Genomic DNA, 16,713 nt, shown 5'->3' with positions numbered 1-16,713 from the left:
GAGAGGTGGGCGCCTCAAAGTAAGGTGGCAGAATGTAATGGCGGAATTACGGGCGCCGCACCATGCGCCAAGTGCTCAGGGCAGCAATGGCCGCCAGCAGCCACATGGTGGGGCGCCATTCGGATTGGAGCAGCGTGCCCTGACGTGGGTTATTAGCTTCGTTAGATAACTGTAATCCTGAAGGAGAACGGGTTGGAGGGGTATAACTAACCGTGCCGCAGAATGGAAAAAATTCCTGCTTGCTTATTGGTGCAGGCTTATCACTAATCTTAATGGCGTTTATAGACCAAGGACTTTTGTGAAAATCTACCCAATAGCGTCTGATGTTATTGCCTGCTAATTCATTAAGGACAAATACCAGTTGCTCATAGTGAGAGCCTGGGAAAAAAAGTATCCGAACACCGCTGTCAGTGTGGATACGCATAGTGCTTATCAGAGCGGCTACCCGCACTTGCTCACGTGTATCAGACTCCAAGTTGCCAGTGAAGGAAGCATTGAGCCAAGGGCCATATACCTGAGCTTCGGCAGGAGACGGCATATAAAACCCAAGGTCAAGTTCATTTTTCGGCATCCCTTGGCTAAGCACAATTGGCATCGTCAGTTGCAACACTCTCTTTGGTTGCAGTTCGTTTAGCCATGGCCCCAGCGCCACACACCCTACCCACAGCAGTCCTGCCAGCGCCAGCAGGCCCGGCGGAAACAGCAGCCGGCGGCGGTGCCGGCGCGGCAGGTACAGGGGAGAGAAGTCAGCGTGCATACTCAGGCGATTGCGTGCAAGTAACGAGAACTTGTAGTAAACAGACGTGATGCTTTTTTAGCCTATAGCTTGCCATAGAACAGGCCTGGAAATTCTAGCCGGATGCCAGATAGCCCCGCGTCCTCGGCGCGATGCCTCTTGATGCGCAGGTCAGGTAGAAGTCGGACTACTCCAACCAAGCCGCCACCTTTGCCGTTGGCAAACTTCCGTTCTGTTCGCATTCATGCCCCGTTTCACTTTGCTGGCCAAGCTACTGCTGGTAGTTGCCGCCCGGCCCCTGGCTGCCCAAACCCTGCCCGACACTACGCGCACCATCCGGCTGCCGGAGGCCACGGTTACCGGCTATGGCCAGCAGCTGCCGCTGCGGCGCACAGCCGCCAGCATTGGCCTCGTCGATGCCCGCGTTATCAACCGCTTTAACCAGGCCTCGCTCACGGCGGCTGTCAACACCCTGCCGGGCGTGCGGCTGGAGGAGCGAGCCACCGCCAGCTACCGCCTCAGCATTCGGGGCAGCACGCTGCGCTCGCCGTTTGGGGTGCGCAACGTGAAGGTGTACTACCACGATATTCCCTTTACCGAAGCCAGCGGCAGCACCCCGCTCAACCTGCTCGACCCCGCCACCATAGCCCGCATCGAAGTGCTGAAAGGCCCGGCTGGCAGCGCCTACGGGGCCGGCACCGGCGGGGCCGTGCGCTTCGAAACGCCGCGGCCTACTGGCCCGGGCAGTCGGGTGCAGGCCGGCTTCACCCTGGGCAGCTTCGGCCTGCGGCGTAGCACCCTAAGCGCCGAAACCAGCACTGGCACCAGCTACATACGGGCCCAGTACGCCCGGCAGACGCTCGATGGCTACCGGCAGAACAGCGCCCTGCGCCGCGAGGTGCTGACCCTGAATGCCGAAACCGCTGCTTCGGCCCGGCACACGCTGGCCGTGCACGTGCTGTATGCCGACATAGCCTACCAGCTGCCCGGCGGTCTCACCGCGGCGCAGTTCGAGCAGAACCCCCGCCAGGCGCGCCCCGATGCCGGCCCCAACCCGGGCACGGTAACGCAGCAGGCTTCCTATGCCTCGCGCACCGGCCTGGCCGGAATTACCAGCGAGTACCAGCTCAGCGGGAAGCTGACGGCAACAACCACGCTCTACGGTACGGCCGCCACCATTCAAACGCCTTTCCTTGTCGATTTTGAGCGCAACGCCAACCTGGGCGGGGGCGGGCGCAGCGTGTGGCGCTACGCTACGCCGCTAGCCGGCCGTCGGCTGCGGCTGGCCGCCGGGGCCGAGTACCAGGGCAGCTTCGAGACTTCGCGTAACTACCAGAACCAGCGCGGCACACCCGGCGCGCTGCGCTACGACGACGAGGTGGCCACCGCCACCGGCTTCTTCTTCGCGCAGGCCGACGTGGAGCTGCCCTTTGGCCTGCTGGCCACGGCCGGCGCCAGCTACAACCGCCTGCGCTACCGCGTCAACCGGGTGTCGGGGCTGGCAGCATTGGGCGGGGCGTATGCTTTGGAGCGAAACTTTCGGCCCGAAGTGTCGCCCCGCCTGGCGCTGCTCAAGGAAATAACGCCCACCGTCTCGGCCTACGCCAGCTTCAGCACCGGCTTCTCGCCGCCCACGGAAGAGGAAATCCGGCCCTCAAGCGGCCTCATCAGCCCCGACCTGCGGGCGGAGCGGGGCCGCAGCTACGAGGCCGGGCTCCGCGGCAGCCTGGCCAGGCAGCGCCTTACGTTCGACCTGGCAGTGTTTGACCAGCGCCTCAACCAAACCATTGTCACGCGCAGCACCGATGCCGGCATCACGCTTTTCTCCAACGCCGGCACCACCCGGCAGCGGGGCCTGGAGGCTGCCCTGAGCGGCTGGCTCTGGCAGCCGGGCGCTGGCCAGCTACAGCAGGAAGACGCCTCCAAGCGCGTTTCATCGGCGAGCCCAGCAGGCCAGGGCCTGCGGGCCTGGCTTAGCTATGCCTACAACGGTTTCCGGTTTGAAGACTACCAGTCGGGGGGGCAGGACTTCAGCGGTAACCGCCTCACCGGCAGTGCGCCGCATACGCTCAGCGCCGGCCTCGATTTCACCGCCCCCTTCGGCTTTTACCTAAGCCCCACCGCAAATCACCAGTCGGCTATTCCGCTCAACGACGCCAACACGGTAGAGGCTGCTGCTTACTGGACTTTGGCAGCCCGCGCGGGCTGGCGCACCGGGCATACTGCTGCAGGCATCCCGCGGCAGCGCGGGCCGGAGCTGGACCTGTTCGTAGGAGTAGAAAACGCCACTGACCGCCGCTTTAGCTTAGGCAACGACTTGAACGCCTTCGGCAACCGCTACTTTCAGCCCGCGCCCGGCCGCAATTTCTATGGCGGTGCCAGCCTGGGCTGGCGCTGGTAAGGTTGTCAATCCGTGGTTCAGACAGTCACTGCTTTGCCCGTGCGGGCCGCTTCATAGATTGCCAGGATAAGGCGCACATCGCGCAAGCCTTCCTCGCCGGGCGTGCGGGGCGTGGTATTCGTGCGGGCGCACTCGGCCATGTGGTCGAGCTCGGCTGCAAACTGGTTACCCTCCTGGATTTTCGGCTCTGTCTCGCCTTTGCTGCTGCCCACCTTCAGGGTGTGCTCGTAATAGTCGGAAAGCGGGTCGAGGTCGAGCCAGGCTTTGTCGCCAAATACGCGGCCCCGCTTCACGCTCTCGTAGCTGTAGGAGCTGGTGCAGGTCGCCAGCACCCCGCTGGGAAAGCGCAGCGTGAAGTGGATGTTGTCTTCTACCTCCTTGAATCGTGGGTCTGACTTGTCGCTGGATTCCAGGGCCGTTACTTCCACCGGCTCTTCGCCCAGCAGGTAGCGGCAGGCATTAAGCGAGTAGATGCCGATATCCATGAGCGAGCCGCCGCCGGCCAGCTTTTTATCTACGCGCCACACGTCGGCCTTTTCTTCTGCGGGCTTCACCGGGCGGCCATGGTCGGCGGTAATGGCGCGCACCTTGCCGAGCTCGCCCTTGCGAATGCGCGCAATGGCGTTGAGGTTGAATGGCTCGTATTGCGCCCGGTAGGCTATCATGAGCTGGCGGCCGGCCTTTTTGCAGGCGGCAATCATCTTTTCGCAGTCAGCCACCGTGGTAGCCATGGGCTTTTCGCAAAGCACGTGCTTGCCGGCCTGGGCGGCCCGCACGGTGTATTCGGCATGCAGGCCGTTGGGCAGAATAATGTAAACCACGTCAACGTCGGGGTTGTCCTTTATCGAGTCAAAGTTCTCGTAGCTGTAGATGTTCTGCTCGGCAATGCCGTACTCGGCTGCCAGCTTTTTGGCTTTGGCCGGGCTGCCGCTCACCAAAGCCGTCAGGCGTGCCTGCTGGCAGTCTTTGAAGTTGGGCATGATTTGCTCGGTCGCAAACTTGCCCAGGCCCACAATGGCAAATCCAAGCTTTTTTTGGTTGGTTGACTTCATAGCATCTGGAGAGGAAAAGCCGCGCTTGCTCAGCCTGCCGGTAGGGCGCCGAGCTATTGCAAAATCGGAGAAGCAGCCGGGTCATCGGCCCCACACCGCCAAACGGAGCGAAAAACACTGCCGTTACATGCGGTTTTGTAATTGGCTATAAACCAGGCAACACGCTTTTAACGTCGCCGTGCGTACGGGCTAGCCCGGAGGTGAAAAATACGGGCTGGCACGGATTGTCCTATCGAAACTGCGAGAAATACCTTTGTATTGTTGCACTGATTCAAGAAGGAATTACCCACAAGGCGGTGCAATTGTCAGATTCGCTTTTTTCTTTTTAGTAAACCTTTTTTCTCCACCAACCTTTATGAAAAACCTGTTCACTTCTCTGTTGTCGCTGGCCGTTCTGGCCGCAGCTCCCCTCGCTTCCCAGGCTTCCGGTTTCGGCAGCGAAGGCACTTCCCTGGGCCTGACGGGCCCTAAGAAGGTAAGTTCTATTAAAGCCGGTGTCGGACCTTTTGAAGAGGGTACCAACGCTCTAAACGTGGGCATTGGCTTCGGAGCTTCCTATGCTTACGTTGGTTCCGTAAGCGCAACGCCGGCTTTCAGCGCTTCGTTTGAGCGTGGCATAAAGCAGCTTGGTCCTGGCGTCCTCGGTATTGGAGCCCTGGTTGGGTATCAGGGAACCTCGGCTGAGTTCTTTGGTATTAAGCAGAAGTCATCGGATATCGTGGTTTCGGTGCGTGGTGCTTACCACTACCCCGTAACGGACTCTTTTGATGCCTATGCCGGCATTGGCGTTGGCTACCGCAAGATTTCGTATTCGTATGAAGGCAGTACCAGCAGCTTCCTAACTACTGCCGATTACGGTGGGATATATTCCGCCGGCTTTATTGGTGGCCGCTATTTTTTCACGGATGCCATCGGTGCCTTTGCTGAGCTGGGCTACGACCAGACCTATCTGAAAGCTGGACTTTCCATGAAGTTCTAATCCGGCCTTAGCCGACCACAAAAATGCCCTTGCCGGTAAGCAAGGGCATTTTTTGTGCTTCAACTGTTAATCTACTCCTCCCGCATTTCCGGCAAGGTGAAGTTGTTGTCGCTGGGCTTGGTGAGCTCGCGCGGCAGGTTCTCGTCGGAAGCACGGGCCGGGCCCACGGAGGGAATCTCGGGGTGCATGGAGTCGTCCTGCTGGTCTTCGTCGCGCTGCCCGTCGCGCTCGGGGTCGAGGGTCTGGCCGTGAATGGCGTCCTCAATCATGCGGGTGGAAGCACCGTCGACGCGGTTGTTTTCTTCGCTGGGGTCGGTAGGCTGCGGGTCAGCCCCCTGGGCTTGGTTTCTGGCCATGGGAGAGAAAGGGAGAGGGTTAGCGTTGTCCGTCTTCGGTGGGGTTGTCGTCGATGTTGTTGGGCTCGTTGCTGGGCCAGCTGGTACGCTGCCCGCTGCCGTAGCGCGGGTCGTCGTCGGCCCAGGCGGTGCGCTGAATGTCCTCTTCTTTGCCCTGCGCGGCCCGTACTGCTGCGGGGTCCTGGTTTTGCTCGACGTGGCCCGGCTGCCGGGCGGGGTTGGCCTGCTCGGCTTCGGCGCTGTAGTCTTCGGTGCCGCTCTGGTTGGCCTTGCGGAAGGCGCTGAACTCGTCGGGGTTGTCGTTGCTGCCGTCGTTAGCGCGCGGGGCGCTGTTGGCCGGGTAGCTGGTTACGCCTCCGGAGGCAGTAGTGGCGGCCACGCCACCAAACTCGCCGTAGTTGGGAGAGATGGGCTGGGTCTGGGGCTCGTCCGTGGTGCGCGGGTGGGCCTGGGCGGCGCGGGCCTGCTGGTCGGCCGGGCGGTGGTCGTGGGAAGAGCCTGCGGGCCGCTCAGCGTCCGAAGGAATGTTGTTGGCTTGCGTATCCATGGGAAAGGAGAAGGAGTAAAGGAAGAACTTGCGGGCCGGGCCCGGGTTAGCTTCTTACGCAGTTGCCCGGGCCTTGTTGTCGCCGGCCGGCCTGCTGCCTAATCCCGGCCTTTTCCCAACTTTGCCATCAGCAGCCTGCTGCCGACGGCTCACTGCTAATTACTTCGTACCCATGTCCATTCGTCACAACACTGCCGACCAGGAGTTTACCACTACCCGCAAGGGCTTCGAGGCCGAGCTGGCGTATTCCTATCCCAGCGACGGCGTCATCGACTTCACCCATACCTACGTCGACGAAAACCTGCGCGGGCAGGGCGTGGGCGAAGAGCTGGCCCGGGCGGCCCTGGACTTTGCCCGCCAGGAAAAGCTGAAGGTGAAAACCAGCTGCCGCTATATGGCCTCCTTCGTGCGCCGCCACCCGGAAGAGTTCAGCGACCTGCTGGCTTAAGCCCTAAACCTCAGACGATACCAAACAAAAAGCCCCGGCTGCTATAGCCGGGGCTTTTCAGGTTACAGAGCACGCTCGGTTATTTCACCAGAACACGGCCCGTGTACTGCAGCGCGTCTTGGGTTACGCGCACAGCGTAAAGGCCGCTGGCCAGTCCGCGCAGGTCAAGCACGGCGGCATCGGTCGCGCTCAGCACGGCTACCCGCTGGCGCACTACGCGGCCCATCTGGTCAAGCACCTCCACCGTTGCCGGGCGGGCACTCTGCACCGTGGGCAGGCGCAGGCGTACCGTTTCCGAGGCCGGGTTGGGATAGATTTCCAGGCCATTGTGCAGCGTGGCGCTGGCACGGGCACTTGATGCTACTGCGCAAGCCGTACTGGCGTAAGAGCCAATGCCGCTGAAGTTGTCGGTGCCGATACCGGTCCAGGTAACACTTCCGTAGGGCCCGTTCCAGCGGCCGCCCTGCGTGGTGTTGGGCAGGCGTACCAGGGTATGGTTCAGCGTAGAGCCACCGCCGGCGGTAGTCCAGCTGGTAGGCCGTTGGCCCACTACGCCGATGATGTCAAGAGTGTCGGTGCCATCGAAGAGCACCACCGCATCGTCGCCGTTGAAGAAAGCCACGTTGCTCTGAATGTTGGCCGCCGCGGCTACGCCGGCATCTACCACGCCGGTGTTGGCAATTACATACACCGCGCCGGGGCCCAGGGTGCCGGTCAGGGCCTGGGTGGAGGTGGGCGTAGTAGCGGCACCGTTGGCAAACAGCTCCACGCGCTTGCCCGTCAGGCTTACCGGCATGTTGCTGGGGTTGTAGATTTCCAGGGCCTTGGTGTTGGTAGCAGAGCCTTCGGCGTACTGCGTGAAAAACAGCTTGGTGCAGGCGGCGCCGGCCGGGGGCATGTCGTCGTTGACGATGGTGAGCGTGTGGAGGTTGGGCATGCCCAGCAGCACGCCGCTATTGGAGGGGTTGCCCAGGCGCAGGACTACAGTTTCGTTGGGCTCAAAAAGCAGGTCGCCGTTTACGGTGATGCTCACTACGGCGGGGGCACCGCTGCCGAACGCCAGGCTGGTGGTGTTCAGCACGAAGTCGGCCGAGTTGGCCGTGCTGGAGGGGTCTACCGATACCGGCACGGTAAAGCTGCCGCTGGTGCCGGCGTTGCTCAGGGTCACGTTCACGGTGTACGTGCTGGTGCCGGTGTTGCCTTCCACAATGCTGCCGGCGGCGGTATCAAAGGCCACGGTGGGCACCGGGCCGTCATCGTTGAGGATGGTGAGGGTGTGCGTGCTGGGGCTGCCAACGTTGACCCCGGTGCTGGGGTTGGTGATGTTGAGCGTAACCGTCTCATCGGCCTCGGGGCGGGTGTCGCCGTTCACGATGATGTCGGCGGTGGCCGTCGTCTGGCCGGCGGCAAAGTTTACCGTAGTAGGCGAGGTGAACACAAAGTCGCTGCCATTGCTGGCCGTGGAGTTGGCCGAGCTCAGCACCAGCTGCACCGAGATGGGCGCCGTCGGGGCCGGGTTGGCCGTGAGGGTCATGGTATAGGTACTGGTGCCGCTGTTGCCTTCAACGATGCTGCCGGTAGCAGCCGAGAAGCTTACAGCCGGGCCGGACACCGTCAGGCCCCAGGCTTCGGCTACCAGGTTGGGGTGGTTGATGTAAGGGTTGTAGTTGCCCTGGCTGATGGCCGTGCGGCGGTTGCGCTCAATCTCGTGGGCATCTACCGGGTCGGCCAGGTGCCACTGGTACAGGGTGGTGATGCTGCCTACCGAGTTGATGTTGTCGTGGCCCGTAGCAATAAGCGCGGGCTGGGTGCCGTGCATGGTGTAGAAGTAGAACACGGCCCGGGCCAGGTTACCCTTGTGGTCTTCGCGGGGCTCAAACTGGGAGTTGGTGTCTTCGCTCCACTCGTCGATGTTCATCGTCGGAATGGTGGCCTGGCTGGTGGTGTTGCGCATCCAGGTCGTGGTGCTGGCATCCGGAATTTCCGCGTAAGGGTCCGAGCCACGCAGGTTATTCCAGGTGTCGTAAGTGGGGAATAGGTGGTGAATGTCGGTGCGCATGCGCACCACCTGGTTAAACCACGACTGCGGCACGGTGTGCTCGCAGTTGATGCGGCCCACGGTGGTGCCGGTAGCGGTGGTGCTGAACGGCAGCGGGGCCGTATAGCCCGAATACACGCACTCTACCTGATTGTTGTAGTTGTCGGCGTAGTTATACATCTTGCCCCGGGCGGTGGCATAGCTGAGCTCCACGCGCTTGCCGTCGTACCAGTTTTGTACCAGCCAGGTGCGCAGGGCCTGGCCTTGCAGACCAGCCGGCGGTGTTGGTGGAACGGGGGGAGCGGTTTGGGCCGAAGCAGTTGCGCTGACCAGGCCAAGCACCAGCCAGAGCGAAGCGAAAATGTGTTTCATGTAAAAAGGTAATGGGGGGGAAGTTGCAAAGATACGAGATAGACGATGAGGCAATTGCCCGTGGCGCCAACAGCCCGTAGCAACCAGGCAAACCGCAGCTGCTGTGAAAACAATTCCCCGTCGCCACCTTTGCATGCAGCGGGCGTCCGGCGCCGCTGCCACCCATTCACTCCATATTATTCCACGAAACCATGGCCGACATTACCGCTGCCGAACTCAAGCAACGCCTGCAGGCAGGCGAAACGCCCATTATCATCGACGTGCGCGAAACCTGGGAAAACGAAGAAGCCAGCATCCCCGGCAATCAGAACATTCCCCTGGGCACCCTGCCCGACAAGCTGGCCGACCTTGACGACTACAAAGACTCGGAAGTCATCGTGCACTGCAAAGGCGGCGGCCGCTCCTCCCAGGCCAAGATGTTTCTGACCCAGCAAGGCTTCAGCAACGTGCGCAACCTGGAAGGCGGCATGCAGGCCTACCAGAAAGCTTAGCAGACAGTTAACAGTTAACAGTGAGCAAAAGGTACGTGTCATTGCGAGGCCGTAGGCTGTGGCAATCCTTTCTCTAGCACCCAGGCACCACTGAAATGTGACTCATAAAAAGCCCCAAGGCCGTTTCTGGCGTTGGGGCTTTTCGCATTACCTGGTTGGTCACACAGAGAGGATGGATGGCCACGTTCCGCTTCCTACGCTCGTCATGACACGTNCACGTACCTTTTGCTCACTGCTCACTGCTCACTGCTCACTGCTCACTGCTCACTGCTCACTGCTCACTGCTCACTGCTCACTGCTCACCACCAGCTTCCCGTCTTCCCGGTACTGCAGCTCGCCTACATCCACCAGCTCCCGCACGGCGGCGGTAACGGCCGCTGCATCCTGGGGCTGAAACTGGGCCAGTAGTTGCCGGGGCGTTTGCGGGGTAGCTTGGAGCAGATTCAGTAGCTGGGGGCGCCAGGCTTCGGGATTAGCCGCAGCCTGCTGGGCCTTTTTCGCTGCCAGGCAGTTGTCGCACACGCCGCAGCGGGGCGGGTCGGCTTCGTCGAAGTATTCCAGTAGCAGCTGCTGGCGGCAGCGGCTGCCGGCTACGTACTGCACTACGGCGTTGGTTTTGTGCTGGGCCAGGTCGCGGGCGGCCGTCAGGCGCGGCTGGTCCAGGGGCAGCTTGGCGGCATCGAAGCGCGGGGTGGTGAACATAGCCTGCGGCGACTCCTGCCGGGGCTGGTAGTGCAGAATGCCCGCCGTGTGCAGGTAGCGCAGCTGCTGCCGCACCTCGTTCACGCTGCGGCGCAGGCTGGTGGCCAGGCCATTCTCAGAAATGGTCTGAAAGCCGGCAAACAGCTCGCCCCCGTGCTGGCGCAGCAGCGCTTTGATGAGCAGGTCGTGCTGGGCGTTGGCCACCTGGAAGGCGTACAAGTCCTGGTTGCTCATGATGAGGTGCACGCGGGCCGGGTGGAACACCGCCTCGTTTACCTGCACGAAGCCTTCGCGCTCCAGAATCTTCAGCGAGTTGTGAGCATCCACGGCCTTGATGCGGTAGGTTTCGGCAAACTGCTGCAGGTCGAAGTCGAACGCCGCCAGCTCGCCGCCGCCCACGGCTGTGCGCGAGTAGTTGGCCAGGGCCTGGTACACGCGGCGCACGGTATCCAGCGGCGGAAAGGCCTGGGTGGTGCGGCGGCGCAGCTCGTCGCCGTCGTTGGGCCCGGCCAGCACCACGGCAAAGGCATACTGGCCGTCGCGCCCGGCGCGGCCAGCTTCCTGGTAGTAGGCTTCCAGGGTATCCGGCGCGTCGAGGTGGGCCACCAGCCGCACGTCGGGCTTGTCGATGCCCATGCCGAAGGCGTTGGTGGCCACGATGAGCCGCACCTTGTCGGCTATCCAGTCCTGCTGCACCTGGCTGCGCTTATCCGGGGCCAGCCCGGCGTGGTAAGCGGCGGCCGGAAACCGCTGCTGCTGCAGAAAGGCCGCCGTGTCTTCGGTCTGCCGCCGGGTGCGGGCGTACACGATGGCCGTTTTGCCCGGCCCCACGCCACGCACCACTTCCAGCAGGCGGCGCAGCTTGTCTTCCGTGTGCAGCACGGAGTAGGAAAGCCTGGGCCGGGCAAAGCTTTGCTTAAAAACCTGGTAGCCGGGCCGGAACTGCAGCTTCTCCACGATGTCGGCCTGCACCTGGGCTGTGGCGGTGGCCGTGAGGGCAATAACCGGCGTGCCGGCCGGCAGCAGGGCCCGCAGCTCGGCAATGCGCAGGTAGGGTGGGCGGAAGTCGTAGCCCCATTGCGAGAGGCAGTGGGCCTCGTCCACGGCCAGCAGCCCCACATTCATCTTCTGTACTCGTACCTGAAACAGCTCGGTGAGCAGGCGCTCGGGCGACACGTACAGGAACTTCACCGCCTTGCCGTACACGCAGTTATCCAGCGCATGGTCAATTTCCTGGTGGCTCATGCCCGCGTAGATAGCCTCGGCCTTGAGCCCGCGCTTGCGCAGGTTTTCCACCTGGTCCTTCATCAGCGCAATCAGCGGCGACACCACCAGACAGATGCCCGGCCGGGCCAGTGCCGGCACCTGAAAGCAGATGCTTTTGCCGCCCCCGGTAGGTAGCAGGGCCAGCGTATCCTGCCCGGCCAGCACCGAGCTGATAATATCTTCCTGCCCCGGGCGGAAAGCCTGGTGGCCCCAGTGCTCACGCAGGATGGCTAGGGGAGAGGGTGCAGTAGATGGTAGCGACATGGAGCGAAGATACTGACGCTCCAAAACGAGATGCTATTTCACAAGTGAAAAGTATGCCCTGCGTTGGAATTTGAACAGCCGAGAAAATGGCCAGCACGAGTTTACGAAACTCATCTATTTAACGAGTTTCGTAAACGTTGAATCGTAGACGAGTTTCTTAAACTCGCTATAGGCGTGGAATGGCCGTTCCATCTGCTGGTGGAGCTTGTAGGCGTTTAATTTAGGGGTTTAGGAAAAAGAGCGTAATTATGCGCATTCTATCAGCCGACAAGTAATGAGCACTTGGAAACAGGATGTAGTGGAAATACTGGGGGCCTTCAAGGAGGAATCGGCCTTTGGCGGAGAAGTCCTACTTCACCTAAACGGGGAGCAGCTTCGGTTAGGGTTTCACGTCAACGAACGCGCCTACATGCTATTAAAAAAGCTGGCGTCGTTTCAACCGTTTGAATCGGTTGCGGCGGGTAAGTACCACTACTTCTTTGCCGGAAGTTACCGCCAGATAGGCGAGGATACGGTGATGACAGGCATCCAAGTCGTGCAGGGCCGGCGGCACAAAAAGTTTGAAATAGAATTGACCAAAGGCTTGCTGGCCAACCTGCAGTGGCTCCAAGAAATCAGCAGTAAAGAGCAGGTAGAACACCTACTCCGCGTAAGTGGGTAAAGGAGCCTGGTTCACTGTAACGGTCGAAAAGGCAAAAGAAATCTTTTTAGGGGCCGTTTAGGCTCTGGATTCTTTAGCTCTCAGGTGGGCTTGCAGGGTTAAGTTAAGCAAGCCCCCGACTACCAAAATAGCCCCGGCGACAAACGGGAAACCGGCACCTACTAAGTCGGCTAAATCGGCGGACCACAGAAAGGGGTAACAAAACAGCATCGCCGCAAGGCCCACGGCCATTACCCCGTAGCTACCCAGCCAGCTCAAGCGCAGGTGCAGGTTGGGTTGGTGGGTGAGTTTCATTTCTTGGTACCGACTAAACAGGTGGCTTCGCAGTTGCTGCAGTGATTGGTGCTGGCATTCTTCAATTGTCAGGGAAGCGAGCGGCAAACAGCGTTGTCCGGCGTGGTAATCTTGCCGAAACACGCGCCAGTGCTGCGGCAAGAGCAGCAGCCCAAACAGAAAAATCAGGCAGCTGGGCAGCGTCCAGTTGCCATTGCCCAGCATAAAGGCTTGCATCCGAATTTCGCCCACCGGCTCTAGCTCGTACGCCAGCACCACGTGTTTCAGATCGTGGCTTTCAAAGCCGGGCACTAAGGTCAACTCCCGGGCCAGCAAGCACGCCCCCAATTCATGGCCAACTGTTCCTTCGGGCAGTTGGCTCAAGGTAGCCACTTGGCGGTGGTAGCGCGCCATATCGTGGCACTGCTCCAAACACCACACCGAAAAGAAAAAAGCCTGGCGAATGAGCTGCTCGGGGACGGAATACTTCATGTAGAGCCAATGTTTATTTTGGCACAATCTAGCACCATTTAGAACCCCAAGCACTGACGTGCTGCCCGTTCACGCAAACGGTCGTGGCTGTTGCAGAACTCGGGCCGGGCAGTTCACTTTCTGGTTAGGAATAGGACGAGTGCCGGGGTTAGCGCTTCAGAGCGCCTATTGCGCTGCCCAGCGCGCCGATGGGCCGCTAACTGGGGCGGTGGCAGGGCCACGGCCGCGCTCACTTGCTGTTGGGGGCGGTGCTTGAGCAGCTTTTTCAGGTTGTAGGCCACGGCCGCCAGCAGCATGGTTTTGTGGGCGCCGGCCTGGCCGCGCACGTTCAGCCGGCGCAGGCCGTAGTGGTGCAGCAGGCTCCCGAAGACCGGTTCCACCGTGCCTTGGCGCACGCGGCGCATGCGTTGCCCGCGCCGGGTCTGCTGCCGGAGCCAGGCGCGGCGGTAGGCGGCGTCGTAGATGGTGCGGTTAATCTGTTTGCGCTTGGCCCGCGGGGCGCACGTCGACTTGCGCGGGCACTGCTGGCACACGTGGCAGGGCGCCCAGTAGATTTTGTGCCAGGCGCCGTCCTGGTTCGTGTCGTACTTCTGGAAGGGCAGCGCCTGGCCTTCGGCGCAGGTAAAGGCGTCGGTCCGGCGCTCGTAGGCAAAGCCCTCGATTTCGGGCTTGTACTGGCCGAAAACGGGAATCCAGGCGGTTACCTGCTGGGCTTCCAATAAGGCGTAGTTCGGGCCGTTGGCGTAGCCGGCGTCGGCCAGCAGCTCGCGCAGGCGCAACTCGTGCGCCCGCAAGCGCCGCTGCAGGCCGGCGAGCAGCCGGGGCAGGTGCAGGCTGTCGCGCGTATCGGCGAAGTCGGCCTGTACGTGGCTGATGACGCCGTGGGCCGTGTCCACGGCCAGGCTGCAGAGGTAGTTCAGGGCGCGGGCTTTGCCGGGCTTGACGGAGATGCGCGCGTCGGGGTCGGTGGGCGAGTAGTGGGTCTTGTTGCTCAGCAGCCGCGCCTGTTCGTGCCGGGCCCCCAGGGCGCCGGTCTGCGCGCCCTGCCGCCGGCGCTGTCCCGTGGCCAGCTGGCGCAGCTGGTGCGCTGGGGCCGTCACCACCGAGCCCGCGGCGGGTGCCTGCTGGCGGCCGCTCAGGTGGGGCCCGGTTGGTCCGGAGGCTTTTTTTTCCAGCACCGCTTCCAGGGAGGCATTGGCTTTGACCGGGGCCGAGTCGACGGCTTGGGTGTCGCCGGCGACCAGGCCCCGGGCCACGCACTGGGCAAAAACATGGTCGAACAGGCGCTCAAACACGGTGCTCGGGAAGAGCTGGCGGGTGCGGCTCACGGTCGAGTGCCAGGGCAGCTCCTCGTCCACTTCGTAGCCCAGGAAGTAAAGGATGTCGAGCCGCAGGGCGCAGTGCTCGACCAGACGGCGGTCGCTCACGAGGTTTTCCAGCCGCCCCACCAGCACGAGCTTGAAGAATACGACCGGGTCCAACGAAGGCTGGCCCGTGTGGCTGTACAGCGCCCGGGTCTCGTCGTAGAGAAACGACCAGTCCACCAGCTCGGCCAACCGCCGGTAGAGGTTATGCGGCGGGACCCGCTCGGAAAGCCGAAAACAAGTCACCTCTTTGTCGAGAAACAGCTTCTTGCCTTGCATCTTCCCTCTACGTACCCGGGTTCTGCAACAGCCACGGTCCAGCCTTAAACCGGCCCGTTAAGGTAAAGGAGCCAATGCATAGAACAGGAGGGTTAGGGCCAGGCCACGTAGTTCTCAATGGTGAAAATGCTCGTCAGCATGACCCCCAAGATACTAAAGAGCGAAACGACTACCGAGAGCCATCCGCAGGCTTTGCTCTTGCGCTGGCTAAACGTAGTGTTGACCACGCGTTCCGAGACGTGGAGCTGGCGGAACTGCCATTTTTTGGTCGCTTTCCACCCCACCGCCACCACTCCAACCAGGATGCCATACAAGGCCATATCAGGCACCTTGACCCCCCAGCCGGCGTACACCGCCCGCAGGCAGAGGCAGTACAGGCACATCAACAGCGAGGTGAGGAACACGCTCGCGATGCGGTGAGCGCCGTTGAGCGGGGAGTTTTTGTCCACCACGCGGCCCCCGCAGTAGGCGTAGTGAAAGAGCCGTTGAATCATGGCGGGTGCATCGCGTGACCACGAAGTGTAAAGCTAATCCACGCAAACGGTAGAATTGTTGGAACTGCAAGATATTCCACAATTCATGTCTTGTGCACGCTGACAGCGCTATCAAATGCTAACAAGTGCCCAATAAAAAAGCCCGACACCTCACGGTACCGGGCTTTTCATGTAAGCCGGAAGCTTAAGCGGCCGCGGCCTGCTCGCCGTTCTCGCGCTCATCGATGGCTTTGCGCAGCTTGGCGATGGCCTGCACGGCGCGCTCCTCGTCGAGGCGGTTGATGTTGAGCAGCATCTTGGTCTTCTCCTGGCGGGTAATGACCGGATGGTTCAGCAGGCGGATGATTTCCTCCTTCTGCGAAGCCGTAGCGTACTGTACGGCCGGGGCCTCCGCTACTACGGCCGGGGCCGGGGCGTCAGCAGGAACTACTTGCATAGCCGGCACTGCGGCGGCTACTGCTGCTGCAGGAGCCGGCGCGGCAGCTGCCGCGGGCGTGTTGGTGTTATAGTCCATTTCTTCGGCCGGAGTAGGCTCGTAGCCGGCGGCGCGGATAATCCAGGCCAGGATGTTGCGGTAGGCCTTGCCGATGGCCCGGGTCTGGGCCATGCTCATGATGGCAAACTCCTGGTAGAATTTCTTGCCGCTCTCCTTGTTCGAGCAGACAGCAAAGCCGGCGCCTACGGTGTGCTGCGAGCGCAGGTCAAAGAGGGTTACTTTGGCCTGGTACTTCAGCTCCTGGTCGGTGGATACGTTGATGACATGGTCGACGATGGGCACGATGCCCAGGCGCGAGCCAGCGTACTGCCAGCCTTCCACGTTCACAAATTCCTTGCCCTGCACGGTGGTGCTGAGCTTGTTGTCCTTGATGAACTTGGCGAGGTCCTTCGCCAGGTCCAGGGTTTCGTCCGAGCGGCTGATGTCGTAGCTCTCGATTTTAGCTTTCTTAGTAGCTTCCTTGGTGGTTTTGGTTACCTCGTTCATGGCAGTTGGCATTTTCGTTCTGTAGTACGTTTAAAGTGTTCTGGAGTAATAACCCAAAGGTAAGAAGAATGGTGCCAAAAATGACAAAAATTTTAGTAAATTTTTTGTCTGACTTTCAGTGACTTGTAAGGGTGTTGTTGGGTTTTCCTGGTTTTGTGGATTCCCAAATCAATAGCAAGGCTTGAAATCACTGGCATCGGCTGCGAAACTCCGGCTCTATCAGCCCTTGTTTCTATCCTTTTCAGGGGTCGATTATCCAACGATATTGGCAGCGAAAAGGTGCCCTAAAAACCGCATTTATCGGTAAAATAGCTGCACTTTGGAGACGGTTAGACTTGATTCACCTAAGGCCGTAATCTGCTCCGAAAAGCTAACAGATAAGGTCTGTTATTGCACCCGGTTTGAACGGTAGCTGAAAAACAGTTCCGTTTAGCTAGAGGGTGTTAATGACTTATTGAGGAAATTCGGGGATGAAAAAGCCCCGACCAGCCTATCCAAGTGACGTTACGGACGAGG

15 protein-coding genes are annotated in these 16,713 nt (G+C 60.9%); 5 read left to right on the top strand and 10 right to left on the bottom strand.

The features are described from left to right. Window positions 1-46 precede the first annotated feature (46 nt). A complete protein-coding gene (locus ABD919_RS11040) occupies window positions 47-757 on the bottom strand; it encodes a hypothetical protein (RefSeq protein ID WP_345236065.1) in 711 nt (236 codons plus the stop codon). 223 nt (window positions 758-980) lie between these two features. Between ABD919_RS11040 and ABD919_RS11035 the strand changes: the two genes are divergently transcribed. Continuing rightward, the gene (locus tag ABD919_RS11035) at window positions 981-3,137 is read left to right on the top strand and encodes a TonB-dependent receptor family protein (protein ID WP_345236064.1); all 2,157 of its coding nucleotides are present in this window, start codon (window positions 981-983) and stop codon (window positions 3,135-3,137) included. 17 nt (window positions 3,138-3,154) lie between these two features. On the opposite strand, the gene ABD919_RS11030 is transcribed toward ABD919_RS11035, so the two are convergent. Further along, window positions 3,155-4,189, bottom strand: coding sequence for a Gfo/Idh/MocA family protein (locus tag ABD919_RS11030; RefSeq protein WP_345236063.1), 1,035 nt, complete (start codon window positions 4,187-4,189; stop codon window positions 3,155-3,157). A 355-nt stretch (window positions 4,190-4,544) separates the two neighbouring features. Between ABD919_RS11030 and ABD919_RS11025 the strand changes: the two genes are divergently transcribed. Then, window positions 4,545-5,168, top strand: coding sequence for an outer membrane protein (locus tag ABD919_RS11025; RefSeq protein ID WP_345236062.1), 624 nt, complete (start codon window positions 4,545-4,547; stop codon window positions 5,166-5,168). 71 nt (window positions 5,169-5,239) lie between these two features. Here ABD919_RS11025 and ABD919_RS11020 read toward each other — a convergent pair whose 3' ends face one another. Then, complete coding sequence (locus ABD919_RS11020) at window positions 5,240-5,524, bottom strand: hypothetical protein (protein ID WP_345236061.1); 285 nt, start codon at window positions 5,522-5,524, stop codon at window positions 5,240-5,242. Window positions 5,525-5,543: 19 nt separating this feature from the next. Further along, a complete protein-coding gene (locus ABD919_RS11015; RefSeq protein WP_345236060.1) occupies window positions 5,544-6,071 on the bottom strand; it encodes a hypothetical protein in 528 nt (175 codons plus the stop codon). A 172-nt stretch (window positions 6,072-6,243) separates the two neighbouring features. On the opposite strand from ABD919_RS11015, the gene ABD919_RS11010 reads away from it, so the two are divergent. Beyond that, on the top strand, window positions 6,244-6,519 hold the full coding sequence (locus ABD919_RS11010) for a GNAT family N-acetyltransferase (RefSeq protein ID WP_345236059.1): 276 nt from the start codon (window positions 6,244-6,246) through the stop codon (window positions 6,517-6,519). A gap of 79 nt (window positions 6,520-6,598) precedes the next feature. Here ABD919_RS11010 and ABD919_RS11005 read toward each other — a convergent pair whose 3' ends face one another. Next, window positions 6,599-8,929, bottom strand: coding sequence for an endonuclease (locus ABD919_RS11005; protein WP_345236058.1), 2,331 nt, complete (start codon window positions 8,927-8,929; stop codon window positions 6,599-6,601). 191 nt (window positions 8,930-9,120) lie between these two features. Between ABD919_RS11005 and ABD919_RS11000 the strand changes: the two genes are divergently transcribed. Then, on the top strand, window positions 9,121-9,420 hold the full coding sequence (locus ABD919_RS11000) for a rhodanese-like domain-containing protein (protein ID WP_345236057.1): 300 nt from the start codon (window positions 9,121-9,123) through the stop codon (window positions 9,418-9,420). Window positions 9,421-9,705: 285 nt separating this feature from the next. On the opposite strand, the gene ABD919_RS10995 is transcribed toward ABD919_RS11000, so the two are convergent. After that, window positions 9,706-11,652: a RecQ family ATP-dependent DNA helicase gene (locus ABD919_RS10995; RefSeq protein WP_345236056.1), complete on the bottom strand. Its 1,947-nt coding sequence runs from the start codon at window positions 11,650-11,652 to the stop codon at window positions 9,706-9,708. 274 nt (window positions 11,653-11,926) lie between these two features. Between ABD919_RS10995 and ABD919_RS10990 the strand changes: the two genes are divergently transcribed. Continuing rightward, window positions 11,927-12,313, top strand: coding sequence for a hypothetical protein (locus ABD919_RS10990; RefSeq protein ID WP_345236055.1), 387 nt, complete (start codon window positions 11,927-11,929; stop codon window positions 12,311-12,313). A gap of 57 nt (window positions 12,314-12,370) precedes the next feature. On the opposite strand, the gene ABD919_RS10985 is transcribed toward ABD919_RS10990, so the two are convergent. The 4 genes from ABD919_RS10985 to ABD919_RS10970 all read right to left on the bottom strand — a co-directional run bounded on the left by ABD919_RS10985 (window position 12,371) and on the right by ABD919_RS10970 (window position 16,209). Next, window positions 12,371-13,078, bottom strand: coding sequence for a hypothetical protein (locus ABD919_RS10985; protein WP_345236054.1), 708 nt, complete (start codon window positions 13,076-13,078; stop codon window positions 12,371-12,373). Window positions 13,079-13,191: 113 nt separating this feature from the next. Next, the gene (locus tag ABD919_RS10980) at window positions 13,192-14,721 is read right to left on the bottom strand and encodes an IS1182 family transposase (RefSeq protein WP_345236053.1); all 1,530 of its coding nucleotides are present in this window, start codon (window positions 14,719-14,721) and stop codon (window positions 13,192-13,194) included. A gap of 92 nt (window positions 14,722-14,813) precedes the next feature. Continuing rightward, complete coding sequence (locus tag ABD919_RS10975; RefSeq protein ID WP_345236052.1) at window positions 14,814-15,215, bottom strand: hypothetical protein; 402 nt, start codon at window positions 15,213-15,215, stop codon at window positions 14,814-14,816. Window positions 15,216-15,399: 184 nt separating this feature from the next. Continuing rightward, complete coding sequence (locus tag ABD919_RS10970) at window positions 15,400-16,209, bottom strand: hypothetical protein (RefSeq protein WP_345236051.1); 810 nt, start codon at window positions 16,207-16,209, stop codon at window positions 15,400-15,402. Window positions 16,210-16,713: the final 504 nt, after the last annotated feature.

It is taken from the genome of Hymenobacter saemangeumensis, assembly GCF_039541835.1.
Classification (GTDB): domain Bacteria; phylum Bacteroidota; class Bacteroidia; order Cytophagales; family Hymenobacteraceae; genus Hymenobacter; species Hymenobacter saemangeumensis.
The sequence above is the reverse complement of the archived record's forward strand: the minus strand, read 5'-3'. Positions and strand labels throughout refer to the sequence as shown.